The sequence below is a fragment of the Pseudazoarcus sp. NS36 genome, from assembly GCF_059703705.1.
Genome location: NZ_BAAKJA010000008.1, coordinates 65,990 through 88,411, shown reverse-complemented (window position 1 = coordinate 88,411; position 22,422 = coordinate 65,990). Strand labels below are relative to the sequence as shown.

The following is a 22,422-nucleotide window of genomic DNA, read 5'->3' as shown; positions in this document are numbered from 1 at the left end:
CGGCGGACATCTTAACCGATGGGCCCGTGCTGGCCGAACAGCGCGGGCGGCGGATCAAGCCGCCGCACGAACCTCGCGCTCGCCCGCCAGCCAGGCCTTGAAGCTCTCGACAATCGACAGCAGCGCCGGGATGAAGAACAGCACAAGCACCGCCGAGAAGCCCAGGCCGAAGGCAATGGAAGCCGCCATTGGGATCAGGAATTGCGCCTGCAACGAGGTCTCGAACAACAGCGGCATCAGCCCGCCGATGGTGGTGAGCGAGGTCAGCATGACCGCCCGCAGACGCCCGCAGGAAGCGCCGATCAGCGCGTCGTCGAGCGCCATGCCCTTGCCGCGCAGTTCCTTGAACAGGCTCACCAGGATGATGGAGTTGTTCACCACGATGCCCGCCAGCGCGAACAGGCCGAACATCGAGAGAATCGTCAGATTCAGCCCCATCAGCCAGTGGCCGAAGATGGCGCCGACCAGCCCCAGCGGGATGGCCGACATCACCACCAGAGGCCAGCTCCACGAGGCAAACGCCCACACCAGCGTGAGGTAGATCAGGCCCAGACCGAGCAGCAGGCCGGCCTTCATGTCGTCCATGGTCTCGCGCTGGTCGGCGGCGCGGCCCTCGAAGCTGTAATCGACGACGTAGCGCTGCGCGATGCCGGGCAGCACTTCGCGCTGCAGTTCGGCGCGGATGATGTCGGCGTTGCCCTGTGCCGGATCGATCTCGCCCGACACCTCGACCGCCAGCCGGCCGTCTGCGTGGCGCAGCGCCTCGAAGCCGCGACGCGACTCCCAGCTCGCCACCGCTCCGAGCGGCACGAAACGCTCACCCGGCGCGTGGATGACAAGGCGTTCGAACACGTCCAGCCGCTCGCGCTCGTCGCGCGGCAGCAGCACGCGCACTTCCAGCTCATCGCGCCCGCTCTGCACCAGTTGTGCGAGATGCCCGTCGAAGGCGGCGCGCAACTGGCGGCCCAGGCTTTCGGTAGTCAGGCCCAGCGCCTCGCCGGCCGGCGTCATGCGATACACCAGCTGTTCGCGGCCGAAGGGCATGTCGTCTTCGACCGACGACACGCCGGGAATGCCCCGCACGCTCTCAGCCAAGGCCAGCGCGGCAGCCTTGAGCCGCTCGGGGTCGTCGCCGGTCAGCCGCACGCTCAGATCGCGCCCCGGCGGGCCGGACTGGCGCGCCTGCAGCGTCAGGTTTTCCAGACCGGGCGCCGTGCCGGCCTTCTCGCGCCAGGTGCGCAGAAAGGCCTCGTTGCGCACTTCACGGGCTTCCGGCGGGACAAGTTCGACCATGATCGAGGCCAGCTGGTCGCCACGCGCAGAAGCGGCGCCACCAACTCCGATGCCGCCACCCAGCCGGGATACGGCGGTGCGCACCACACCGCCGCCGTATTCACGGTCGGTCTCCATCAGCGCCTCTTCGAGTTCGAGCAGGAAGGCCTCGGTGTGGGCCCGCGGCGTGCCGGCGGCAAAGGCGATGTTGCCGTACAGCACCTGCCCTTCGGGCGTGGGGAAGAACACGAAACCGATGCGCCCGCCGGCCACCACGCCGACGGCCAAGATCATGGTCGCCAGCGTGATGGCGATGGTGGTGCCGCGCCAGCGTAGCGCCAGCGTGACCAGCGGGCGGAAGCGGATATCGCGGAAGCGGTCGAACACACCGTCCAGCCGCTCACGCAGACGGGATGCCTTGCCCGCCGCTTCGCCGTGCAGGGCGCTCTTCAGATGCGCGGGCAGGATCAGGAAACTCTCAAGCAGCGCCGCGGTGATGACCATGATCATCACGAAGGGAATGTCGAACAGGATGTTGCCGATGATGCCGCCGACCAGCATCAGCGGCAGGAAGGCCGCAATGGTCGTGACCGACGCCGCCACCACCGGCCAGAACATGCGCCGCGCACCGCCCAGCGCGGCCTGCGCCGGGCCTTCGCCCATTCGGCGATGGGTGTCGGCGTCTTCCGACACCACGATGGCGTCGTCCACGATGATGCCCAGCGCCATGATCAGCGCAAACAGACTCATCATGTTGATGGTGCCGCCGAACAGCAGCATCAGCCCCAGCGTGGCGAGAAAGGCCGTGGGAATGCCCACCATCACCCAGAAGGCGATGCGCGCCGGCAGGAACAGATACAGGATCGCCACGACCAGCAGCAGGCCGCCGAGGCCGTTCTTGACCAACAGGTTTATACGGTCGCGGATCAGCTCCCACTGCGCATCGAAGACCTCGATCTTGACGGTCGGCGGCAGCGTCGGCAGCGTTTGCTCAAGCCAGCCCTGGAGCACCTTGGCCGCGCGCAGCGAGTGCCCGCTCTCGGCCCGCTGCAGCATCAGTTCGACGGCCGCATCGCCGCCTTCGGACAGGGTCAGGCTGCCCGGCCGCGCTTCGCGGCGGATGTCGGCAATGTCGCCCAGGCGAATCAGGCCACCTTCGTCCGACACCACCGGCAGGCTCTCGAAGGCCCGCGCGTCGCGCCGCTGTTCCAGCCCACGGATCTCGCGCGCGCCATCCTGTTCGCCGGCCACGCCGGCCGGCACATCGCGCGCAATCGCGGCCACTCGGTCGCCGATCTCGACCAGCGACAGGTTCAGCGTTTCCAGCGCCGCATTAGACACTTCAATGGCGATGCGCTCTTCGGGCAGGCCGGTGATGTCGACACGGTCGATGCCGGCCGCCAGCAATTCGCTCTCAAAACGCCGCACCCACGGCCGCAAGGCCTCCACGCTCTCGCCGCGCACCAGCAGGCGGGCGATGGGTTCGTAGCGCGCGATGCGACTCACTTCAGGCGTTTCAGCGTCGCGCGGCAGATTGCGGAATTCGTCCACACGCTGGCGGACCTGATCCAGCGCCAGCAGCGGGTCAGTGCCTTCGTTGAGTTCCAGCGTGATGTTCGACACGCCCTGCGCCGAGGTCGAGGTCATCTTCTTGAGGCCGTCGACCGTCTTGAGCCGCTCCTCGAGCGGAGTCGTGATGCCGGTCTCGACGTCTTCTGCCGCTGCACCCGACCACACCACGCGCACCGAAATGAAATCCAGCTCGAAGCTCGGGAAGAACTGCACGTTCATGCGCGTGACGGCCGCCATACCGGCAAGAAAAGCCAGCAGCATCAGCACATTGGCTGCGACACGGTGCTTGAGCAGCAGCGCGATGGTGCCGCCCTGCTTCATGGCGTACGCGCCTCGACCGCCAGACCGTCAATCGCGTTGGGCAGGTGCGTGACCATCACAGTGCTGCCCGGCGGCAGCTCCGGCGCGTGCAGCAGCACGCGCGGTTCGTCGCCAAGGCGGTGCTCGCCGGCACGTTCGACACGTACCGTCACCAAGCGCCCGTCGACCACGCGGTAAATGCGGTTGCCACCATGCAAGGCCGAGAACGGCAGGGACAGCACGCCATCCATTTCCGGCCGCTCCAGTTCGGCGCTCAGGAAGGAGCCTATCGGCACGCCCCCGGCCGAATCCACACGCAGCAGCACTTCCACGCCGCGCGCATCGGCCTCGCCGGAAACGCGTTCGAGCCGCGCCGTCAGCGGTGCGCCGCCGAAATCGGCGCGTGCCTGCAGGGCTTCACCCGCGGTCAGCGCGGCCTTCAGTTCGGCCACGTGATGCGCCGGCACACGCGCGCGCAGGAACAGATCGTCTGACGGATACAGCGTGAGCACGGTCGCGCCCGGCTGCACCTGATCGCCGGCCGCAACCTCGACCGTGCCGATGCGCGCCGCAAAGGGGGCGGTGATCGCGCCGCGCGCCGCATCGCGCTCGGCCACGGCCAGCGTGGCACGTGCATCGGTCAACCGCGCCGGATGCTCGGCAATGGCCTGTTCGCGCTGGTTCACGGCCAGACGCGCACGAGCAACCTCCTCGCGCGCCTGATCGGATGTGGCAGCGGAACCGAAGTTCTGGCGGGCAAGCTGCTCAAAGCGCGCGAGCTTGGCTTCGGCCAGCGCCAGCAGCGCCCGCTCCTGCTCCAGCGCGGCGCGGTCGGCCGAGGCGCGCAGCCGTTCGCGCTCGACCGCGGCGCGCGCCTGCTCGACGCGAGGCTGCAGATCACGCGGATCGAGCCGCGCCAGCACGGCGCCCGCCTGCACGTAGTCGCCGTCACGCACATTCACGTCGAGAATTCGGCCACTCACCGGCGCGGAAGCGCGCACCCGGTCCGGCGCCTCGATGCGGCCGTACAGCGTCAGCGTCGGGCGCACCGATTGCGGCGACACTTGGGCCACGGCCACCGGCCACACGCGTTCGCGCACCTCTACCACCGGCGGCTCAGGCCGCGTCGCACTCAGCACGACGAATCCGAGCACAGCCAGCAACAACACCCCTACTGCAAGCATGCGGCGCATGCGATCTCCAGATGCTCGGGGCCACGCGTCGCATGACCCTTGTTTATCAGCAAGCAACGATACTGGCTCAGGCGCGCAACAGCCCCTCGCGACCACCCAGCCAGCGCTCAAGCAGACGCTCTGCGGCCTGCGGCGCGGCATCGAGCAGGCGTTCCGCGAGGGAGCGCGCCGGCTCGACCAGATCGGCATCACGCTCCAGATCGGCATGGCGCAGCAGCGGCACTCCGCTCTGACGCGCGCCAACGAATTCGCCGGGGCCGCGGATGCGCAGGTCTTCACGCGCGATCTCGAAGCCGTCCGTGTGTTCGTAGATGACCTTGAGCCGCGCCCGCGCCGTCTCCGACAGCGGTTGCTCGGTGGCGAACAGCAGCACGCACACCGATTCGGCCGTGCCACGCCCGACCCGCCCGCGCAACTGGTGTAGCTGGGCCAGGCCGAAACGCTCGGCGTGTTCGATCACCATCAGGCTGGCGTTGGGCACGTCCACGCCGACTTCGATCACCGTCGTGGCCACCAGCAGATCCAGCTCGCCGGCCGCGAACGCCGCCATGGTGGCCGATTTCTCGGCCGACTTCAGCCGCCCGTGCACCAGCCCGACACGCAATTGCGGCAGTTCGACCGTCAGCCGCTCGAAGGTTTCCTGCGCAGTCTGCAACTGCAGCGCTTCGGACTCCTCGATCAGCGGACACACCCAGTAGGCCTGCCGCCCTTCGGCGCAGGCATCGGCCACGCGCGCAATGACCTCGTCGCGGCGCGCGTCCGACACCAGCTTGGTCAGCACCGGCGTGCGCCCGGGCGGCAACTCGTCGAGCACCGATACGTCGAGATCGGCGTAATGCGTCATTGCCAGCGTGCGCGGGATAGGCGTAGCCGACATCATCAGCATGTGCGGGTTGAGGCCCCCGGCCGCTTTCTCGCGCAGCGCCAGGCGTTGGCGCACGCCGAAGCGGTGTTGCTCGTCGACCACCGCAAGCCCCAGACGCGGCATTGCAACCGGGTCTTCGATCAGCGCATGGGTGCCGACGGCAAGCATACTCTCCCCCGCGGCGAGGCGCGCCAGCGCGGCCTCGCGATCCTTCTTGGGGCGGCTGCCGGCCAGCCATTCGACTTCCAGCCCGAGCGGCGCAAGCCAGCCGGCAAGCTTCAGGTAGTGCTGCTCCGCGAGAATTTCGGTGGGCGCCATCAGCGCGGCCTGAAAGCCGTTCTCGACCGCCTGCAGCATGGCCATGGCCGCGACGATGGTCTTGCCGCTGCCGACGTCGCCCTGCAGCAGGCGCTGCATCGGGTGTGGCGTGGCCAGATCGCGTGCGATCTCGCCGACCGCGCGCTGCTGTGCGCCGGTCAGCGCAAACGGCAGGGCATCCGTCAGCTTGCGCGTGAGCGTGTGGCGAGGTTTGAGACCCGGCGCGCGCTTGGCACGGCGGGCGTTGTAGGCGCGGCGCAGCGAGATCTGCTGCACCAGCAACTCCTCGAACTTGATGCGTCGCCAGGCGGGATGGTCGTGCGCTTCAAGCGCGGCCAGCGATACCGAAGGCGCCGGCCGGTGCAACGCATCGAGCGCGGCCGAGAAGCTCGGCAGACGCAGCTCACGCAGCACCTCGGGCGGCAACAATTCGTGCTCGACATGCGCTTCAAGCGCGCGACCGACCAGCTTGCGCAGGGCCGATTGCGCCAACCCGGCGGTGGTCGGATAGACCGGCGTCAGCGCATCCGGCAGCGCCTCACCGGCTTCGACGTTGCGCACCCGCGGGTGCACCATCTCGGCACCGAAAAAACCCTGCCGCAATTCGCCGAACAGCCGCACGCGGCGGCCTTCGGCGACCTGCTTCTGCTGCGATGGGTAGAAATTGAGCCAGCGGGCGGCGACTTCGCCGGACTCGTCGCGCACCCGCGCCACAAGTTGCCGGCGCGGCCGCAACATCACTTCGCACGACACCACCTCGCCTTCGATCTGCACCGGAACGCCTTCACGCGCGGCACGGATCGGCAGCACGCGGGTCTCGTCCTCATAGCGCAGCGGCAGGTGCAGCAGCAGATCCTGTTGGCGATGGATGTCGAGCTTGGCCAGCCGTTTGGCCAGCGCATTGCCCGACGTCGCGGCGGCGGCAGTCGGGCGGGGACTCATGCGCGCGGGCAAAAAGGCTTAGTCGAGGACCAGGATGGCGTCGGCCTCGACCACCGCGCCACGCGGCAATTCCTTGACGCCGACAGCGGCGCGCGCCGGATACGGCTGATCGAAGTAGCGCGCCATGATCTCGTTGACCTTGGCGAAGTTGGACAGGTCGGTGAGGTAGATGGTCAGACGCACCGCATCGGCCAGCGAAGCACCGGAAGCCTCGGCCACCGCCTTGAGGTTGTCGAAGACCTGCACGGTCTGCGCCTCGAAGCCGTCAACGAGCTGCATGCTCTTGGGGTCCAGCCCGATCTGGCCCGACATGTACACGGTGTTGCCGGCGCGGACAGCCTGAGAATAGGTGCCGATGGCGGCCGGGGCGTTGGGCGTGGAAATGATGCTGCGGGTCATGTTCGGTATCCTCTGCATTGCCTTCAAACGAAGCTGGATTGTACCCACGCCCCATGAAACCGATGATCGCAAACCTCGAAAAGCTCGTTGGCGGCCCGCGCGATGGCGCACTGCTGCGCCTTTCGCTGGGCAATGCCTGGCTGGAAGACGACCCGCTCAAGGCCGCCACCCACTTCCGTGATGCATTGGGTTTTGATGCGAGCTACTCGGCGGCCTGGAAAGGGCTGGGCAAGGCGCTGGAACAGGGCGGAGACGATGCCGGCGCGCTGGCGGCTTACCGCGACGGCATCCGCGCGGCCACCGCGCGCGGCGACCGTCAGGCCGAAAAGGAGATGACGGTATTCGCGCGGCGCATCGAGAAGCGGCTGGGCGCAGCCGGCTGAAACACGCTCACAGCGAGCGCAGCGTGACCTCGCAATCGACGCGGCTCATGACTTTCTGCAAGCCGCGACGGGTGTCGAGATTGACGATCAGCGGCGCCATGAAATTGGCGCGCAAGCCGGCGCTCTCGGGCGCGCCCTCGCTGTCGTCGCGGCGCAGGATGACCAGCACGGCGGCCTGAGCCGGGTCATTCAGGCCGATCTCGGCGGATTCCTCGTCGGTCAGCCGCAGTTCGTAGTGCACCGCGACGTTGGCCGGGTCGGTGACCGAAAACAGCACGTCGGGGGAATCCACCGACAACAGCAGGAACAGCTCGCGCGCGGCATCGTCCTCGTCGTGCACCAGGGCGAAGCGACGCAGTTGCTCGAAGCCGGACAGGCCGCCCGGAAAATCGATGATCTTTTCGTCGGCGACTTCGACGGTGCCGAGCACCGGACTTTCGATCTTCATGCTGTTTCCTCGGTAGAGAGAGGGTGACGCCGCGCTCAACGCACGGCGACGATGGCTGCATCACGCAGCGGCTTTCCGAATGAATTGCGCAGCCCGGCCAACGCCTTCTCGGCAGCAGCCCGGCTCGGGAACGGTCCGATCTCGGCACGCCCGTGGACAACCACCTGCTTGCCCGCCATCGACAGCGTGGCACGTTGGCGGTCAGCATTTTCGGCGTCGGAAAACACGCCGGCCTGCACCCACCACGAGCCGCCGCTTTCCACTGCGATGCCCTTGGTTCCGGCCTCGACCGCCTTGCGGGCAGCGTCGCGCGAGGCAAACGGGCCAACCAGCACCCGATGCAACAGACGGCCCGGATGCCCGGCCGAAGCGGCGGCATCCAGCAGGCTCTTCGCGGCCGGTAGCGGCCCGAAATCAGCCAGCTGGACGATATGCGGCTTGCCGCCCGACGCAGGGGCGGGCGCGCTCGGAGGCGGTGTCGAAGCCGGCTTGGCTGGCGGAGTCGGCTCGGGCGCAGAGACAGGCTCCGGCGCCGGTTCAGCGGCCACCGGCGCGGTATCCGGCATGGGCGCGGCCTCCGGGGCCGGGACTTCGATCGCAGGCGGCGCAACGAAATCGCTTGCCGGTGCAACAGCCTGCGGCATCAGCAGCGAGGGCGACGGCGCGATCACCTGGGCTTCGGGCGCCGCAGCTTCCGGCGCGGGCGGCGGCGCAGGTTCCGGCTCGGGGCTCAGCGCGAAGTACAACAGTACGCACATCAGGACGGCCGCAATGGCGGCGCGCAGCAGCGCACCACCGGGCGTACCGGACACCACGTCAGGGCTGGGTCGCATTGTCGCCCCCTTGTCGTTCGGCCATGGAGCGCACCAGCTCCGCTTCAGCCACCGAAATTCCGCAACGCTCGGCGATGGCCTCGACATCGAGTCCGCGCCGCGCGCACACCAGGGCTTCGTTGTATTCGGGGGAGATCCCCTGCGCGGCGCTGATCGATTCCAGCTGCTCGCGCAGGGTTTCGAGGCCCTGTGACAGGACGGTCAGCGCCTCGCGCTGCTGGCTCACTTCGTCGCGCAGGGCATCGACTTCCTGACGCCAGGCGCTGTTGTCGAGCGCCGCTTCGAAGGCCGGCGCCTCATCGGGCTCATACCCGTCATAGAAGCTCACACCGGCGCGCAACACACGGGCGCGGTTGAGCTGATAGACCATGTAGACGAACAGGACGCCGATGAGAACCCACAGAACTTCACGCACGCCTGTTCTCCTAGCGGGCCTGAACCGGTCGGAGCCGGAACGGCGATTGGCATGGGGCGACGACTGATCCGGGCGGCCACCATGGCCGCGGCGGAGCGCCGGACTGTCCGGATGATAATGGGCTACCTGCGGCGCGACAATGCCGCATTCTGCCGATTCCGCGATAATGGCGGCCGATTCCGCGCAATCCGGAGTGCATGATGTCCGAAACCCTGGTCGTCCTCACCAACTTTCCCGACGAAGCTGCGGCCCGTGCACTGGCCGCGCAACTGGTCGAATCCGGCCTCGCGGCCTGCGTGAATGTGCTCTCGCCATGCCGCTCGGTGTATCGCTGGCAAGGCGCGGTGGAAGAGGCCGACGAGGTCCCGCTGGTGATCAAGACCACGCGCAACCGGTACGCCGAGCTGGAACGCGCGATTATCGAGGCCCACCCCTTCGACGTACCCGAGATCATCGCCATGCCGGTCACGCACGGCCTGCCCGCCTACCTCGGCTGGGTGGCCGCCGAATGCGCCAGCCCGAACCCCGCGCGGCCATGACAGTCTCACGCTCGCAGCCCACCCCAAGGAAGTCCATGTCGCGCATCGTCACCCTGCTCATCCTGCTCACGAGCTTCATCACGGGCCCCGCACTGGCCGACCCGGTCGAGCCGGAGAAGGCCTTTCCGTTATCGGCGCGCGCGCTGACTGCGGACACCGTCGAGCTGCGTTTCGACATCCGCAAGGACTACTACCTCTACGACAACAAGCTGGGCTTCGCCTCGCTCACCGACGGCGTCACGCTCGGCCCCGCCGAAGTGCCGCCGGGTAAGACCTACAAGGACGAGTTCTTCGGCGACACCGAGATCCATCGCGGCCAGCTCAATGTGCTGCTGCCGGTGTCGGCACCTGCCGGGGTCAGCGTCATCGACATCGAAGTGAAGAGCCAGGGCTGCTGGGACGGCGGCATCTGCTATCCGCCCGAAACGCGCACGGTCAGCGTCGACCTCGCCGCCTCGCCGAGCGCCGGCAGCGGGCTGCTCGACCGTGCGCTGGTCACCCCCGCTCCGGCCGCCAGCACGGCCGCCGTCACGAACCCTCCCAGCGGGGACGAAAGCGGTCGCGTCGCACGCCTGCTCGGCGACGCCAGCGTGCCGCTGGTACTGGCGAGCTTCTTCGGTTTCGGCCTGCTGCTGGCCTTCACGCCCTGCACCTTCCCGATGATCCCCATCCTGTCCGGCATCATCGTCGGCCAGGGGCAGCACGTCAGTCACGCCCGCGCCGGTGCGCTGTCGCTGGCCTATGTGCTGGGCATGGCGCTGACCTATGCCGCCGCCGGCGTGGCCGCCGGCCTGTCCGGCACCATGTTGTCGGCCGCGCTGCAGAACGTGTGGGTGCTGGGCGGCTTCGCCGCGTTGTTCGTGCTGCTGGCGCTGTCGATGTTCGGCTTCTTCGAGCTGCAGATGCCTGCCGCGTTGCAGAGCCGGCTCAGCGAAACCGCCAGCCATCGCAAGGGCGGCGCCCTGGGCAGCGTGGCGGTGATGGGCGCGCTCTCGGCCATCATCGTCGGCCCCTGCGTGGCCGCACCACTGGCCGGCGCGCTGCTGTACATCGCGCAGACCGGCGACGCCACGCTCGGCGGCGCGGCCTTGTTCGTGATGGCGCTGGGTATGGGCGCACCACTGATCGCAATCGGGGTCGGCACGCGCTCGCTGCTGCCCAAGGTCGGATCGTGGATGGAAGGCGTCAAGAAAGCCTTCGGCGTGATGCTGCTGGCCGTGGCGCTGTGGCTGGTGTCGCCGGTGATTCCGGCTGCTGCCGGCATGCTGGGCTGGGCACTGCTTCTGCTGTTCTCGGGCATCTTTCTGCATGCACTCGACCCGCTGCCGCCCAGCGCGGGTGGCTGGCGCCGCTTCTGGAAGGGCTGTGGCGTGATGCTGCTGCTGGCCGGTGCGGCCATGCTGATCGGCTTGCTGGCCGGCTCGCGCGATCCGCTGCAACCGCTGTCGGTGCTGCGCGGTGGCACGGCACAGGCAGCCGTGGCCGCGCCGCAGTTCGAGCGGGTGCGTTCGGTGGCCGAGCTGGAAGCGCGCATCGCCGCCGCCGACCGGCCGGTGATGCTGGATTTCTATGCCGACTGGTGCGTGTCGTGCAAGGAGATGGAGCGCTTCACCTTCAGCGATGCGACGGTGGCCGCGCGCATGGGACAGATGCTGTTGCTCAAGGCCGACGTCACCGCCAACAACGCTGAAGATAAGGCCCTGCTCGCCCGCTTCAATCTGTTCGGCCCGCCGGGCATCGTGTTCTTCGCACCGGGCGGACGCGAGATCGACGGCCTGCGCGTAGTCGGCTTCATGCGCGCCGGGCCGTTCGGCGAAATTCTCGACCGCGCGCTGCGCGGCGGCTGACCCCGCTTACGGGCAGCCGATGCAGCCCGCCGTCTGCGCGCCGAAGAAGTTCGCCTGATCCAGCTTTGCGCCGGTCAGATCGGCATCCCCCAGGTCGGCACGCGTGAAGTTGGCGCCGCGCAGATCCGCGCCTTTCAGGGAGGCACCGCGCAGTTCGGCCGCACGCAGGTTGGTACGTGTCAGGTCAGCCCCGTCCAGCACGGCGCCGCCCAGTCGCGCGTTGCTCATCTCGGCGTTGGCCAGGCTCGCATCGGTCAGGCGCGCACGCGCCATTCGCGCGTTCTGCAGATTGGCGTTCTCCAGATTCGCACGACTCAGGTCGGCCTCCTCGAAGTTCACCCCCCGCGCATTGATTCGTCGCAACGAGGCATCGGCCAGACGCGCGCCGCTGAACACGGTGCTGCTCAGGTTGGCCTCGTCCAGATTGGCACCCTCGAGATTCGCGCCCGCCAGACGTGAGCGCGAGAACTGCGAATTGGCGAGATTCACGCCGGGCAGTTCAGCCCCGTTGAGGTTCATGTTCACGCAGAAGGCGCCGCGGCGGATGTTGCAGCCATCGACAGTCAGGGTTTGGGCAAACGCAGCGGTCGAAGCGAGCAGGGCAAGCAGTGCGACGGCGGTCTTGAGCGGCATGGGCGGGCGATCCGTTTCAGTGGCTGGAGCGGGTTGGACGTCGAGGCGTGAAAATAGTTGATTTCGGCATGTCAGCCAAACACACGGTACGTGAAATTTGACGCGCGCGTTCGAACGGCAGACAATGATTCAATATTATTTGAAGTGTTGAATCATGAACAAGAGCGCTGCCCTGCAGGTCTTCGAAGCGCTGTCATCCAGCGTACGGCTGAACGTCTTCCGTCTGCTCGTGCAGGCCGGGCCGGATGGGCGGGTCGCCGGTGACATTTCCGCCGCACTCGACATTCCGCCCACCAATCTGAGCTTCCACCTCAAAGGCCTGACCCAGGCCGGACTGGTCACGGCCGAGCAGGAAGGCCGCTTCCAGCGCTATCGCGCCAACATCCCGCTGATGGTCGACACCATCGGCTTCCTCACCGAAAACTGCTGTGGCGAAGGCGTGAGCTGCGAGCTCACCGGCGTCGCCGAAGGAGTGTGTAAATCATGAATGTGCTGTTCCTGTGCACCGGCAACTCGTGCCGATCCATCCTCGCCGAGGCTACCTTCAACGCGCTGGCGCCCGAAGGTTGGCGGGCCATCAGCGCCGGCAGCCAACCGGCCGGCTACGTGCATCCGAAGTCGCTCGCCTTGCTGGCACGCGAGGGCATCGCCACGGATGGCCTCTTCAGCAAATCATGGGATGCACTGCCGCTGACGCCCGATCTGGTCATCACGGTGTGCGCAAGCGCCGCCGGCGAGACCTGCCCGGTGTATCTGTCGCCGGCGCCGCGCGCGCACTGGGGCGTGGCCGACCCGGCCAAGGCCACCGGCACGGAGGCCGAGATCGAGGCCTCGTTCGTGTCGGCCTACCGCATCCTGCGCCACCGCATCGAGGCGCTGCTGGCGCTGCCGCGCGATCTGTCGGAGCGGGATCCGGCCGCCTTCAAGGCCGAGTGCGCACGCATCGGCACCCTCACCCCCGAATCCACACGGACCGCCTGAACCATGTCCTCCCCCTGCGAAATCGCCGCCAAACAATCCGCCGGTACGCCCATCAGCTTTTTCGAGCGCTATCTGACCGTGTGGGTGTTCCTGTGCATCGTCGCCGGCACGGCCTTTGGCCAGTTCGCGCCGGACGTCGCGCAGTCGGTTGGCGCGCTGGAAGTCGCCCACGTCAACATCCCGGTCGGCGTGCTGATCTGGATCATGATCATCCCGATGCTGATGAAGATCGACTTCGGTGCGCTGCACGAAGTGCGCAAACAGAAGAACAGCATCGGCATCACGCTGTTCGTGAACTGGGCGGTGAAGCCGTTCTCGATGGCGCTGTTCGGCTGGATCTTCATACGCCACGTGTTTGCGCCGTGGCTGCCGGCCGAGGAGCTCGACAGCTACATCGCCGGCCTGATCCTGCTTGGCGCCGCCCCGTGCACGGCCATGGTCTTCGTCTGGAGCAACCTGTGCCGCGGCGACGCCAACTTCACGCTGACGCAGGTCGCGCTCAATGATCTGGTGATGGTGTTTGCCTTCGCGCCCATCGTCGCGCTGCTGCTGGGCGTGTCGGCCATTCCGGTGCCGTGGGCGACGCTGTTCCTGTCGGTGGTGATGTACATCGTGATTCCGCTGGCAATTGCGCAATTCATCCGCGCGCAACTGCTCAAGCGCGGCGAGGCCTTCTTCCAGCGCACGCTGGAGCGCATCGGCCCGTTCTCGATCCTCGCGCTGCTGGCCACGCTGGTGCTGCTGTTCTCGTTCCAGGGCCGCGCCATCATCGACCAGCCGCTGATCATCGGCATGCTCGCCGTACCCATCCTGCTGCAGGTGCTGTTCATCGCCGCGCTGGGCTACTGGCTCAACCGCAAGTTCAAGGCGCCGCACTCGGTGGCAGGTCCGTCGACGATGATCGGCGCGTCCAACTTTTTCGAGCTGGCCGTGGCGGCGGCCATCGTGCTGTACGGCTTCGACTCCGGTGCAGCGCTGGCAACCGTCGTAGGCGTGCTGATCGAGGTGCCGGTGATGCTGTGGCTGGTGCGTGTGGTGAACCGCAGCCGCGGCTGGTACGAAGCCGGACTGGCGAAGGGCTGAACGCCGCTCAGTACAGTTCCAGAATGCCCACCACGTCGAGGTAGCCCTGATCGTCCGACTCGGCGACGATGGCCTGACCGTATTCGATCTGCTCGGCGGTCAGCGCGTCGATGTTCGGGAAGTGGGTGATCAGGATCAGCGGCTTGTCGCCGCGCAGCTTGCGGATCCATGCCTCGGCAGCGTCCATCGCCTCATTCATGCGTTCACCGCCGCCGGATATGAATTCGCGCAGTTCCGGGTCAAGCTCGGCCTTGCCGAAGGCCGCCAGCGCCGTGTCACGCGTGCGGCACATCGCCGACGAGACCACGTTGAGTTTTTCCGGCGGCAGACCGTTGGCTGCAAACAGCTTGCCGACACCCTCGGACTGCACACGGCCCTTGCGCGTGAGCATGTTCTCGCCGCGGCACTGGCCACTCTCGTCGAAGTGCGTGCCGTTGCGTCCGCCGGCGATCTCGCCATGGCGCATCACCACCACCATGTTGGGCTGCGTGCGCAGCGCCTCCCACAGCGCAGCCTGGTCGGCGGCCTGGGCAACGCCGCTGGCCATCAGCGGTACGAGCAGGGCCACGAGGGCGGAAAAAATGCGCAATTCCATGACAGTCGCTCCTGCAGAGCTAAATTCGGAATGGCTAATATAACCGCACTACGCGCTCAGCCTACCGGCAAACCACCGCTGATGATCGAACGCGCGAGCCAGAGCACCACCGCCGCGTAGAACAGGCGCGGCAACCAGGTTGCCAGCTGACGTGAGGATTCGGCCACCTGTTCGCGCTCGGCTCGCGCAAGGTGCAGCAGACTCGCCGGCAGCCGGCCAGCGGCCTCGCCGGCTTCGATCTGCGCCCGCAAGGGCTCGAAGGCGCGCCACGGCAATTCGGCAAAGGCCGCTGCCAGCGGCGCACCAGCGCGAACCCTGCTCTCCACCTTGCAAAAAGCCCGTCGCAAAGTGGCGTTCGACAAGGCTGCAACGGCGGTCGGCAGTGCTTCGAACATCGGGACTCCGGCCTCCAGCAACATGCCCAGGCTTTCACAGAAGTCACGCTGATTGCGCCGCAGCAACAAAGGGCCGAGCAACGGAAGATGCAGCAAGACGGCGTCCGACCTTGCCGGCTTGCCCGTCGCGGGCTGCAGCAGTGCGGTGAGCGCCGACCGCCCCAGGAACACCATGACGGCCATCAACAAGACCGTCGCCAGCATCGGAACCATGGCTTCGGCAATGCTGATGCGCCCGCCCACCAGCGCCGGCAGCGGCTGAATGAGCAAGGCCAGCAGCAGCACCAGTACCGGCATCATCATCCGTGAACGGATGGAGCGCAGATTGGCGGAACGACCGGCGTGGCGTTCGGACAGGCGCTCGAAGATGATTTCCAGCGCACCGGTGGTTTCACCGGCCCGCACCAGCGGCCAGTCTTCGGCCGCGAACACGCCGGAGTCGCGCGCCGCCACGCTCAGCGCCTGACCGCCATTCAGCCGCTGCACACAGGCCGCGCGCCAGGGCTGCACGGCGGGCGGCAGCGGAGCATGCGCCAGCGCCTCGGCCAGCGGCAGACCCGCTCGCAGCATGGCGGCAAGATGCGCGTAGAAACGGGCGCGTTCGTCGCTGCGCAGTGCGGGGCGCGCCACCTCGCTTCAACTGCCGAAGAGGTCGTCGAGCGGGTTCTTCTTCACACCCGACTCCGCCGACACGCGTTTGCCGGCGAACTCTTCCTCGACGTTGTCGCGGTAATAGCTCCACGCCGAGGACGAGTTCGACAGCCGGCGCCAGATCTCTTCGCCGACATTGGCGTAGTCCATCAACACGCCACCTTCGAGCTCAACACGCAAGGTGCGGGTGCCGGCGTCATAGCCCACGCCGCGCAGTTTTCTGGACTGGATGGGTTTCATGTTCATACGCTTCTCCGCTCGGGTTTGCGCTGAATCTTGACGCTGCCGGCCAGCGAAGACAACGCCCGCTTCCGCTGCCAGCCGACCAAGGCAAAACATGCTCTTTGAACCATATGTCTTTTGAGCCATAATCCGGGTCCCGCACGAGCCACAGGAATGTCCCTATGGGCAAGAAACGCGCTGCTGATGAGCCAGAGCTGCTGCTTCCGGGCGGCCTGCCGCGCGCCAGCCTGAAAGAGCTGCGCAAGGCCGCCGGGCTCACGCAGGACGATCTGGCGACGACCCTGCATGTTGGCCAGGACACGATTTCGCGGCTCGAAAAACGCAGCGACCTGCTGCTGTCCACGCTGCGCCATTACGTCGAGAGCATCGGCGGTGAGCTGGCGCTGGTGGCGAGCTTTCCCGACCGGCCGACGGTGGTCATCGATCACCTCGGCGACGCCACGAGCAGCGCTGGCAAGCACAGCCGCAAGCACGTGACGGCCCACGGCGAACCATGACGAATCCGATGCACGACACCCTCCCCACCCCGTATTACCTCATCGACAAAGCCGCCCTGCTGCGCAACCTGCGCATCATCGACACGGTGCGCGAACGCTCCGGCGCCAAGGTGTTGCTGGCGCTCAAGTGCTTTGCCACCTGGTCAGTGTTTGACCTGATGCGCGAGCACATGGACGGCACCACTTCCTCATCGCTGTATGAAGTGAAGCTGGGCCAGCAGAAGTTCGGCGGCGAGACGCACGCCTACAGCGTGGCGTTTGCCGACCACGAGATCGCCGAAGTCGTCGCGCACTGCGACAAGATCATCTTCAACTCCATCAACCAGCTCGAACGCTTCGCCGGCCACGCCGGCAACAAGCCGGTGGGGCTGCGCCTGAACCCCGGCGTCAGCCATGCCGGGTTCGATCTGGCCGACCCGGCGCGCCCCTTCAGCCGGCTGGGTGAGGCCGACCCGGCGCGCATCCGCGCGGTGCTGGACCGCATCAGCGGCGTGATGATCCACAACAACTGCGAGAACGGAGATTTCGCGCGCTTCGATGCGCTGCTGGGCGAGGTCGAGCAGCGCTATGGCGACATCCTTGAGCAGTTGGAGTGGGTCAGCCTGGGGGGCGGCATCCGCTTCACCGCGCCGGGCTATCCGGTGGACGCCTTCTGCGAGCGCCTGCGCAGCTTCGCGCAGCGCTGGGCCGTGCAGGTGTATCTGGAGCCGGGCGAAGCCACCGTGCGCCACACCACCACGCTGGAAGTCAGCGTGCTCGACACCGGCTTCAACGGCAAGCATCTGGCGGTGGTGGACAGCTCGACCGAGGCCCATATGCTGGATCTGCTGATCTACCGGGAGACCGCGCCCATCGGCGCCGATCGCGGTGATCACCTGTATCAGATCTGCGGCAAGACCTGCCTGGCCGGCGACATCTTCGGCGAGGCGCGTTTCGAGCGCCCGCTGCAGGTCGGCGACCGCATCTCCATCGGCGATGCCGGCGGCTACACCATGGTCAAGAAGAACTGGTTCAACGGCGTGCATATGCCGTCCATCGCCATCCGTGAAACGGACGGCAGCGTGCGCCTGGTGCGCGACTTTTCGTACGACGACTACGTCAGCAGCCTGTCCTGAGCGGGACGGCATGGATGAGGAGTAAGGGTTCAATGAAGCGCAATGTCCTGATCATCGGTGCGGGTGGCGTGGGCCACGTGGTGGCCCACAAGTGCGCACAGAACAACGCCACGCTGGGCGACATCCACATTGCCTCGCGCACGCAGGCCAAATGCCACGCCATCATCGAGTCGGTGCTGGACAAGGGCAGCCTGCAGGAGCCCGGCCTACTGCAGGCCCACGCGCTGGACGCCATGGATGTGGCCGCCACCGCCGCGTTGATCCGCGCCACGGACAGCGACATCGTCATCAACGTCGGCGCGCCCTTCGTGAACATGTCAGTGCTGCAGGCGTGTATCGAAACCGGCGCCGCCTACCTCGACACCGCCATCCACGAAGACCCCGCCAAGGTCTGCGAAACCCCGCCGTGGTACGCCAACTACGAGTGGAAGCGCCGCGAGGCCTGCCGTGAAGCTGGCGTCACCGCCGTGCTCGGTGTGGGCTTCGACCCCGGCGTGGTCAATGCCTACGCACGCTACGCGGTGGATCACTGCTTCGACCGCGTGGACTCCATCGACATCGTCGACATCAACGCCGGCAGCCACGGGCGCTACTTCGCCACCAACTTCGACCCCGAAACCAACTTCCGCGAGTTCACCTCCACCGTCTGGTCGTGGGAGAACAGCGCCTGGAAGGCCAACGCCATGTTCGAGCGTCGCAAGGAATGGGACATGCCGGTCACCGGCAAGGCCACCTGCTACCTCACCGGCCACGACGAGCTGCATTCCCTTTCGCAGAACCTCGGCGTGCCCGACATCCGTTTCTGGATGAGCTTTGGCGAGCACTACATCAACGTCTTCAACGTGCTCAAGAACCTCGGCCTGCTGTCCGAACAGCCGGTGCGCACCGCGCGCGGCCAGCTGGTCGTGCCGCTCGAAGTCGTCAAGGCCGTGCTGCCCGACCCCGCCTCGCTTGCCGCCGACTACACCGGCCAGACCTTCATCGGCGACGTCATCCGCGGCCGCAAGGCCGGCAAGGCCGAAGAAGTGCTGATCTACAACGTCTGCGACCACGCAGCCTGCTTTGAAGAAGTCGGCAGCCAGGCCATCTCCTACACCGCCGGCGTGCCGGTCGTGGCCGCCGCACTGCTCATCTCGGAAGGCAAGTGGGATACCGGCAGCATGGCCAATGTGGAGGATCTCGATCCGAAGCCGTTCATTGCAAAGATGAATCGCATGGGGCTGGTGACGCGGATTCGGGATGCGAAGGGCGACCGGCTGCTGGACCCGGTGGCGCAGGCAGTGCGCAAGGAAAGGGAAGCGCTGCGGGTGAATGCGCAGTGATGGCCGCATGTGCTGCGGCAGTGCGCAAGCTGACATTGCGTGAGCCTTTGCTGCAGCGGGCCAGTCGCGGTAGCAGCGCCGGCATGAAGCGTCACCGAAGAGGTCGCACGCCGCCTTCACCCTGAGCGCTGCGTGACCAGGCCCTCCGTCACGTCAGACCTCAGGCATCCGCCGGCGTAACCATGCGCATGGGGCGCGTCCCGATCTTTGCACCGGTGACCTCATCTATGGCCACTGCCTTGACCTCTGTGCCGGTTTCAGCGTCGAAGAAACGAGTCAATTCTCCCCCCGCCCGATGCTGGCGCCCCCACGCGCCAATCATGAAAAGCACCGGCAGAAAATCGCGCCCGGCAGCAGTCAGCACATATTCCTCACGCGGCGGATGCTCCGAGTAGCGCCGCTTCTCAAGCAGTCCCTCTTCGGTCAGCGTCGCCAGTCGGCGGGTCAGCATGGTCGGTGCGATGCCCAGACTTTTGCGGAATTGGTCAAAGCGCGTGAGGCCGGAATTGGCATCACGCAGGATCAATATGCTCCAACTGTCGCCTGCCACAGCAAGTGTGCGCGCGATCGGGCACGGGTCATTGCAACTATTTTCGTTGTTCATATCGATTTAGTAGTGACTTACTTTCGAATTGATAGTATTGTTGGTTTCAATTTGATAGTAACACTTCAGCCACCCCCGATCCATCGGCCAGGAGCTTTCGTTCATGAACAGCAACAATGCAGGCAAGCACGTGACGGCCGCGCTGTCGTCAGGCGCCGATGGGCCCTCCGCGCCGGGTCGGAGCGATACCGATGCGGATACCCCTGTGCAGCGGACCGGCACGGTGAAGTGGAAGAATGCGCCAACCCGTCACATCGATGTTGGCGGTGTGCCTTTCGCCTTTCGCGAACTGGGCCCCGCCTCTGGTGTACCGGTGGTCTTCCTGCACCACTTGATGGCCGTGCTCGATGACTGGGACCCCCGCATCATCGACGGCATCGCCGCGCACCGGCGCGTCATCGCGTTCGACAACCGCGGGGTAGGCGCATCGGGAGGACGGGTGCCGGTCTCGATCGAGGAGATGGGGCGGGATGCCATCGCCTTCATTCGCGCAATGGGACTCTCCAGGGTCGACCTGTTCGGCTTCTCCCTGGGCGGCGGCGTAGCCCAGATGGTGGCCTTGCAAGCGCCCGAACTGGTACGCCGGATGATTCTTGCCGGCACTGGCCCCAGGGGCGGCGGCGGTATCGATGAGATCAACAAGATCGCCGTCGTCGCCTACTTGAAGGCGGCGCTCACACTCAGCGACCCGCGAAATTTCCTGTTCTTTCCGCGCACGGCAGAGGGCAAGCGGGCCGCGGCGGCCTACTTCGCGCGGCTGAAGGAACGCACCGAGGACCGTGACAAGCCCATCTCCCTGCAGGCTCGACGCGCTCAGCTGCAGGCCATCCGCACGGCGGGCCGCAGTGCGCCCGACGACCTCTCCGTCATCACTCAACCCGTACTGGTGGCAAACGGCGACCGCGACCTGATGGTGGCCAGCAGCCTGTCCACCGACCTGGCCCGCCGCCTGCCGAACGCCCGGCTCACGATCTATCCCGATTCCGGCCATGGCGGCGTATTTCAACATCACCGCATCTTTGTGCCCGAGGTGCTGGATTTCCTCGCCGACAGAACGGCACTCAACTGGAGAAGCCAATGAAAGCATTCGTTCTCGAACGCTATGGAAAGGAAGGCGGCGTACGCCTGCAGGACATGCCGGAGCCTGAGCTGCGCGATGACGAGGTGCTGGTGCAGGTGCGCGCGGCCGGCGTGAATGTGCTGGATTCAAAGATCAAGAGTGGCGGGTTCAAGCGCCTCCTGCCCTACCGCTTGCCACTCATCCTGGGCCACGACGTAGCCGGCGTCGTGCTGGAGACCGGGCCGCGGGTGACGCAGTTCAAGCCGGGCGATGAGGTCTACGCCCGGCCCGATGATTTCCGCATCGGAGCGTTCGCGGAACGCATTGCGATCAAGGAAAGCTCGCTGGCGATCAAGCCCCAGGCGCTCACCATGGAAGAGGCCGCTTCCATCCCGCTGGTGGGCCTGACCGCCTGGCAAGCACTGATCGAAATGGCAAACCTCCAGAAGGGACAGAAGGTCTTCATCCAGGCCGGCTCCGGTGGCGTCGGCACCTTTGCCATCCAGCTGGCAAAGCATGTCGGGGCATTCGTCGCGACCACGACGAGCAGCGCCAATGTGGAGTGGGTGAAGCGTCTCGGCGCCGACCTCGTCATCGACTACAGGAAGAGCGATTTCGAGCAGATCCTGCACGACTTCGACGTCGTCCTGAACAGCCAGGACAGCGCGACGCTCGAGAAGTCCGTGGGCGTGCTCAAGCCCGGCGGAAAGCTGATCTCCATCTCCGGCCCACCCGATTCGGCGTTTGGCCAGCAGATCGGCGCGTCGTGGGGGATGACATCGATCATGCGCCTGCTGAGCCTTGGCATCCGCAAGAAAGCCAGACGTAGCAGGGTCAGCTATTCCTTTCTCTTCATGCAAGCGAATGGTGGCCAGCTGCGCGAGATCGGCGCACTAATCGACTCCGGCGCCATACACCCCGTCGTGGATCGGGTCTTCCCGTTCGAGTCCACGCGGGAAGCGATGGATTACGTCGAAACCGGGCGCGCCAAAGGCAAGGTCGTCGTCAAACTGTGACGAACATGGCCAGCCCAGGGCACTTGCAGCGGTTCCGGGCCGGCATTCAACTTAAAGGAAAAACCATGATCTCCTCCCAGAAAATCGCAGTGATAACCGGCGCCTCGTCCGGCATCGGAGCCGGATACGCAGATCGTCTTGCTCAGCGCGGATATGACCTCGTGCTGGTGGCGAGGCGCGGCGAGCGCCTGCAAGCGCTCGCCACAAGACTTGAGCAGGCTCATGGCATCCAGGCCAGAGCGTTCGTGGCCGACCTCGAGAAGGAGGACGATCTGGTGCGACTGGAAACCGTTCTCGCGGGCAACCCCGGCATCCGGATACTGGTGAACAACGCGGGTATCGCGAAGCTGAGCCCCGTCACCGGGACAGCGATGAAGGATCTTCTTTCGCAGATCGCATTGAATATCACTGCGCTGACCCGTTTGACGCAGGCGGTTCTGCCGGCATTCAGGGAACGCAACGAAGGCGCCATCATCAACGTGGCCTCGGCGTTGGCGGTTCATGCGCTGCCGGTGAGTTCGGTGTACAGCGGCACCAAGGCATTCGTGCTCAATTTCAGTCGCGGTCTGCAACAGGAACTGGCGGGCACGGGCGTAAAGGTTCAAGTCGTGCTGCCCGCGGCCACCGCCACCGATCTCTGGGATATCGCAGGAATGCCGCTGAGCGCGCTTCCGCAAGAGGCGGTCATGACGGTCGAGAATCTTGTCGACGCCGCGCTGGCTGGACTCGATCAAGGTGAGTTGATCACCTGGCCTTCCCTGGCGGAAGCAGATCTCTGGGAACGTTACGACGCCGCGCGCTCCGATCTCTTCGCCGCAACGCAGACCGGCAGACCCGCGCCACGGCTCCTCGCATCTTGATGCTCACGCGGCCTCGCGGTCCGTTCTCCAGTCCCGAACCA

Annotated in this window: 24 protein-coding genes; 12 read left to right on the top strand and 12 right to left on the bottom strand. The window is 66.3% G+C overall.

The annotated features are described in order from the left end of the window. Positions 1 to 54 precede the first annotated feature (54 nt). From AC6H0R_RS13600 to AC6H0R_RS13585, 4 genes are all read right to left on the bottom strand, one after another. Positions 55 to 3,165, bottom strand: a complete 3,111-nt coding sequence (locus AC6H0R_RS13600) for an efflux RND transporter permease subunit (RefSeq protein ID WP_497581901.1) — start codon at positions 3,163 to 3,165, stop codon at positions 55 to 57. Next, a complete protein-coding gene (locus AC6H0R_RS13595; protein WP_497581900.1) occupies positions 3,162 to 4,337 on the bottom strand; it encodes an efflux RND transporter periplasmic adaptor subunit in 1,176 nt (391 codons plus the stop codon). Before AC6H0R_RS13595 ends, AC6H0R_RS13600 begins: the two co-directional genes overlap by 4 nt. Positions 4,338 to 4,404: 67 nt before the next feature. After that, positions 4,405 to 6,462: an ATP-dependent DNA helicase RecG gene (gene recG / locus AC6H0R_RS13590; protein ID WP_497581899.1), complete on the bottom strand. Its 2,058-nt coding sequence runs from the start codon at positions 6,460 to 6,462 to the stop codon at positions 4,405 to 4,407. 18 nt (positions 6,463 to 6,480) lie between these two features. Then, the gene (locus tag AC6H0R_RS13585; RefSeq protein ID WP_497581898.1) at positions 6,481 to 6,861 is read right to left on the bottom strand and encodes a RidA family protein; all 381 of its coding nucleotides are present in this window, start codon (positions 6,859 to 6,861) and stop codon (positions 6,481 to 6,483) included. A gap of 53 nt (positions 6,862 to 6,914) precedes the next feature. On the opposite strand from AC6H0R_RS13585, the gene AC6H0R_RS13580 reads away from it, so the two are divergent. Then, the gene (locus tag AC6H0R_RS13580) at positions 6,915 to 7,244 is read left to right on the top strand and encodes a hypothetical protein (RefSeq protein WP_497581897.1); all 330 of its coding nucleotides are present in this window, start codon (positions 6,915 to 6,917) and stop codon (positions 7,242 to 7,244) included. Positions 7,245 to 7,251: 7 nt separating this feature from the next. On the opposite strand, the gene fliW is transcribed toward AC6H0R_RS13580, so the two are convergent. Genes fliW through AC6H0R_RS13565 form a run of 3 tightly spaced genes read right to left on the bottom strand, consistent with a single transcriptional unit; the run spans position 7,252 to position 8,940 of the window. Further along, complete coding sequence (fliW, locus tag AC6H0R_RS13575; protein WP_497581896.1) at positions 7,252 to 7,692, bottom strand: flagellar assembly protein FliW; 441 nt, start codon at positions 7,690 to 7,692, stop codon at positions 7,252 to 7,254. Positions 7,693 to 7,727: 35 nt separating this feature from the next. Further along, a complete protein-coding gene (locus AC6H0R_RS13570; RefSeq protein ID WP_497581895.1) occupies positions 7,728 to 8,525 on the bottom strand; it encodes an SPOR domain-containing protein in 798 nt (265 codons plus the stop codon). After that, positions 8,509 to 8,940 (bottom strand): DUF2802 domain-containing protein, encoded by a 432-nt coding sequence (locus AC6H0R_RS13565; RefSeq protein ID WP_497581894.1) that lies wholly within the window; start codon positions 8,938 to 8,940, stop codon positions 8,509 to 8,511. Before AC6H0R_RS13565 ends, AC6H0R_RS13570 begins: the two co-directional genes overlap by 17 nt. Positions 8,941 to 9,140: 200 nt before the next feature. Between AC6H0R_RS13565 and cutA the strand changes: the two genes are divergently transcribed. Both cutA and dsbD read left to right on the top strand, forming a co-directional pair. After that, on the top strand, positions 9,141 to 9,479 hold the full coding sequence (gene cutA, locus AC6H0R_RS13560; protein ID WP_497581893.1) for a divalent-cation tolerance protein CutA: 339 nt from the start codon (positions 9,141 to 9,143) through the stop codon (positions 9,477 to 9,479). A gap of 35 nt (positions 9,480 to 9,514) precedes the next feature. Continuing rightward, entirely contained in the window at positions 9,515 to 11,326 is a 1,812-nt protein-coding gene (dsbD, locus tag AC6H0R_RS13555; protein WP_497581892.1) for a protein-disulfide reductase DsbD, read from the top strand. A gap of 6 nt (positions 11,327 to 11,332) precedes the next feature. Here dsbD and AC6H0R_RS13550 read toward each other — a convergent pair whose 3' ends face one another. Next, positions 11,333 to 11,959 carry a pentapeptide repeat-containing protein gene (locus AC6H0R_RS13550; protein ID WP_497581891.1) on the bottom strand — a complete coding sequence of 209 codons (627 nt, stop codon included), beginning with the start codon at positions 11,957 to 11,959 and terminating at the stop codon, positions 11,333 to 11,335. Between the two features lie 154 nt (positions 11,960 to 12,113). Between AC6H0R_RS13550 and AC6H0R_RS13545 the strand changes: the two genes are divergently transcribed. Genes AC6H0R_RS13545 through arsB form a run of 3 tightly spaced genes read left to right on the top strand, consistent with a single transcriptional unit; the run spans position 12,114 to position 14,023 of the window. Continuing rightward, positions 12,114 to 12,446 (top strand): ArsR/SmtB family transcription factor, encoded by a 333-nt coding sequence (locus AC6H0R_RS13545; RefSeq protein WP_497581890.1) that lies wholly within the window; start codon positions 12,114 to 12,116, stop codon positions 12,444 to 12,446. Beyond that, positions 12,443 to 12,940 carry an arsenate reductase ArsC gene (locus tag AC6H0R_RS13540; protein WP_497581889.1) on the top strand — a complete coding sequence of 166 codons (498 nt, stop codon included), beginning with the start codon at positions 12,443 to 12,445 and terminating at the stop codon, positions 12,938 to 12,940. Before AC6H0R_RS13545 ends, AC6H0R_RS13540 begins: the two co-directional genes overlap by 4 nt. A gap of 3 nt (positions 12,941 to 12,943) precedes the next feature. Continuing rightward, entirely contained in the window at positions 12,944 to 14,023 is a 1,080-nt protein-coding gene (gene arsB, locus AC6H0R_RS13535; protein WP_497581888.1) for an ACR3 family arsenite efflux transporter, read from the top strand. A gap of 7 nt (positions 14,024 to 14,030) precedes the next feature. On the opposite strand, the gene AC6H0R_RS13530 is transcribed toward arsB, so the two are convergent. The 3 genes from AC6H0R_RS13530 to AC6H0R_RS13520 are packed head-to-tail and all read right to left on the bottom strand — an operon-like array spanning position 14,031 to position 15,910. Continuing rightward, on the bottom strand, positions 14,031 to 14,618 hold the full coding sequence (locus AC6H0R_RS13530; RefSeq protein ID WP_497581887.1) for a histidine phosphatase family protein: 588 nt from the start codon (positions 14,616 to 14,618) through the stop codon (positions 14,031 to 14,033). A 56-nt stretch (positions 14,619 to 14,674) separates the two neighbouring features. Next, positions 14,675 to 15,643: a type II secretion system F family protein gene (locus AC6H0R_RS13525; protein ID WP_497581886.1), complete on the bottom strand. Its 969-nt coding sequence runs from the start codon at positions 15,641 to 15,643 to the stop codon at positions 14,675 to 14,677. A 6-nt stretch (positions 15,644 to 15,649) separates the two neighbouring features. After that, positions 15,650 to 15,910: a KTSC domain-containing protein gene (locus AC6H0R_RS13520; RefSeq protein WP_497581885.1), complete on the bottom strand. Its 261-nt coding sequence runs from the start codon at positions 15,908 to 15,910 to the stop codon at positions 15,650 to 15,652. A gap of 158 nt (positions 15,911 to 16,068) precedes the next feature. On the opposite strand from AC6H0R_RS13520, the gene AC6H0R_RS13515 reads away from it, so the two are divergent. Genes AC6H0R_RS13515 through AC6H0R_RS13505 form a run of 3 tightly spaced genes read left to right on the top strand, consistent with a single transcriptional unit; the run spans position 16,069 to position 18,841 of the window. After that, complete coding sequence (locus AC6H0R_RS13515; protein ID WP_497581884.1) at positions 16,069 to 16,404, top strand: helix-turn-helix domain-containing protein; 336 nt, start codon at positions 16,069 to 16,071, stop codon at positions 16,402 to 16,404. Between the two features lie 8 nt (positions 16,405 to 16,412). Then, complete coding sequence (locus AC6H0R_RS13510) at positions 16,413 to 17,519, top strand: carboxynorspermidine decarboxylase (RefSeq protein ID WP_497581883.1); 1,107 nt, start codon at positions 16,413 to 16,415, stop codon at positions 17,517 to 17,519. Positions 17,520 to 17,551: 32 nt separating this feature from the next. Further along, entirely contained in the window at positions 17,552 to 18,841 is a 1,290-nt protein-coding gene (locus AC6H0R_RS13505; protein WP_497581882.1) for a saccharopine dehydrogenase family protein, read from the top strand. Positions 18,842 to 19,001: 160 nt separating this feature from the next. On the opposite strand, the gene AC6H0R_RS13500 is transcribed toward AC6H0R_RS13505, so the two are convergent. Continuing rightward, positions 19,002 to 19,445, bottom strand: a complete 444-nt coding sequence (locus AC6H0R_RS13500) for a winged helix-turn-helix transcriptional regulator (protein ID WP_497581881.1) — start codon at positions 19,443 to 19,445, stop codon at positions 19,002 to 19,004. Positions 19,446 to 19,548: 103 nt separating this feature from the next. Between AC6H0R_RS13500 and AC6H0R_RS13495 the strand changes: the two genes are divergently transcribed. The 3 genes from AC6H0R_RS13495 (at position 19,549) to AC6H0R_RS13485 (ending at position 22,381) form a co-directional block, all read left to right on the top strand. Beyond that, on the top strand, positions 19,549 to 20,526 hold the full coding sequence (locus AC6H0R_RS13495) for an alpha/beta fold hydrolase (RefSeq protein WP_497581880.1): 978 nt from the start codon (positions 19,549 to 19,551) through the stop codon (positions 20,524 to 20,526). Continuing rightward, complete coding sequence (locus AC6H0R_RS13490; protein ID WP_497581879.1) at positions 20,523 to 21,521, top strand: NADP-dependent oxidoreductase; 999 nt, start codon at positions 20,523 to 20,525, stop codon at positions 21,519 to 21,521. The genes AC6H0R_RS13495 and AC6H0R_RS13490 overlap by 4 nt, the downstream gene beginning before the upstream one ends. A 65-nt stretch (positions 21,522 to 21,586) precedes the next feature. Beyond that, a complete protein-coding gene (locus AC6H0R_RS13485; RefSeq protein WP_497581878.1) occupies positions 21,587 to 22,381 on the top strand; it encodes an SDR family NAD(P)-dependent oxidoreductase in 795 nt (264 codons plus the stop codon). Positions 22,382 to 22,422 lie beyond the last annotated feature (41 nt).

What these genes read in the sequence shown, in the direction of transcription:
- AC6H0R_RS13600 (WP_497581901.1), bottom strand. Translation starts at nt 3,165, where the DNA reads ATGAAGCAGGGCGGCACCATCGCGCTGCTGCTCAAGCACCGTGTCGCA.
- AC6H0R_RS13595 (WP_497581900.1), bottom strand. Translation starts at nt 4,337, where the DNA reads ATGCGCCGCATGCTTGCAGTAGGGGTGTTGTTGCTGGCTGTGCTCGGA.
- recG (WP_497581899.1), bottom strand. Translation starts at nt 6,462, where the DNA reads ATGAGTCCCCGCCCGACTGCCGCCGCCGCGACGTCGGGCAATGCGCTG.
- AC6H0R_RS13585 (WP_497581898.1), bottom strand. Translation starts at nt 6,861, where the DNA reads ATGACCCGCAGCATCATTTCCACGCCCAACGCCCCGGCCGCCATCGGC.
- AC6H0R_RS13580 (WP_497581897.1), top strand. Translation starts at nt 6,915, where the DNA reads ATGAAACCGATGATCGCAAACCTCGAAAAGCTCGTTGGCGGCCCGCGC.
- fliW (WP_497581896.1), bottom strand. Translation starts at nt 7,692, where the DNA reads ATGAAGATCGAAAGTCCGGTGCTCGGCACCGTCGAAGTCGCCGACGAA.
- AC6H0R_RS13570 (WP_497581895.1), bottom strand. Translation starts at nt 8,525, where the DNA reads ATGCGACCCAGCCCTGACGTGGTGTCCGGTACGCCCGGTGGTGCGCTG.
- cutA (WP_497581893.1), top strand. Translation starts at nt 9,141, where the DNA reads ATGTCCGAAACCCTGGTCGTCCTCACCAACTTTCCCGACGAAGCTGCG.
- dsbD (WP_497581892.1), top strand. Translation starts at nt 9,515, where the DNA reads ATGTCGCGCATCGTCACCCTGCTCATCCTGCTCACGAGCTTCATCACG.
- AC6H0R_RS13550 (WP_497581891.1), bottom strand. Translation starts at nt 11,959, where the DNA reads ATGCCGCTCAAGACCGCCGTCGCACTGCTTGCCCTGCTCGCTTCGACC.
- AC6H0R_RS13545 (WP_497581890.1), top strand. Translation starts at nt 12,114, where the DNA reads ATGAACAAGAGCGCTGCCCTGCAGGTCTTCGAAGCGCTGTCATCCAGC.
- AC6H0R_RS13540 (WP_497581889.1), top strand. Translation starts at nt 12,443, where the DNA reads ATGAATGTGCTGTTCCTGTGCACCGGCAACTCGTGCCGATCCATCCTC.
- arsB (WP_497581888.1), top strand. Translation starts at nt 12,944, where the DNA reads ATGTCCTCCCCCTGCGAAATCGCCGCCAAACAATCCGCCGGTACGCCC.
- AC6H0R_RS13530 (WP_497581887.1), bottom strand. Translation starts at nt 14,618, where the DNA reads ATGGAATTGCGCATTTTTTCCGCCCTCGTGGCCCTGCTCGTACCGCTG.
- AC6H0R_RS13520 (WP_497581885.1), bottom strand. Translation starts at nt 15,910, where the DNA reads ATGAACATGAAACCCATCCAGTCCAGAAAACTGCGCGGCGTGGGCTAT.
- AC6H0R_RS13515 (WP_497581884.1), top strand. Translation starts at nt 16,069, where the DNA reads ATGGGCAAGAAACGCGCTGCTGATGAGCCAGAGCTGCTGCTTCCGGGC.
- AC6H0R_RS13510 (WP_497581883.1), top strand. Translation starts at nt 16,413, where the DNA reads ATGCACGACACCCTCCCCACCCCGTATTACCTCATCGACAAAGCCGCC.
- AC6H0R_RS13505 (WP_497581882.1), top strand. Translation starts at nt 17,552, where the DNA reads ATGAAGCGCAATGTCCTGATCATCGGTGCGGGTGGCGTGGGCCACGTG.
- AC6H0R_RS13500 (WP_497581881.1), bottom strand. Translation starts at nt 19,445, where the DNA reads ATGAACAACGAAAATAGTTGCAATGACCCGTGCCCGATCGCGCGCACA.
- AC6H0R_RS13495 (WP_497581880.1), top strand. Translation starts at nt 19,549, where the DNA reads ATGAACAGCAACAATGCAGGCAAGCACGTGACGGCCGCGCTGTCGTCA.
- AC6H0R_RS13490 (WP_497581879.1), top strand. Translation starts at nt 20,523, where the DNA reads ATGAAAGCATTCGTTCTCGAACGCTATGGAAAGGAAGGCGGCGTACGC.
- AC6H0R_RS13485 (WP_497581878.1), top strand. Translation starts at nt 21,587, where the DNA reads ATGATCTCCTCCCAGAAAATCGCAGTGATAACCGGCGCCTCGTCCGGC.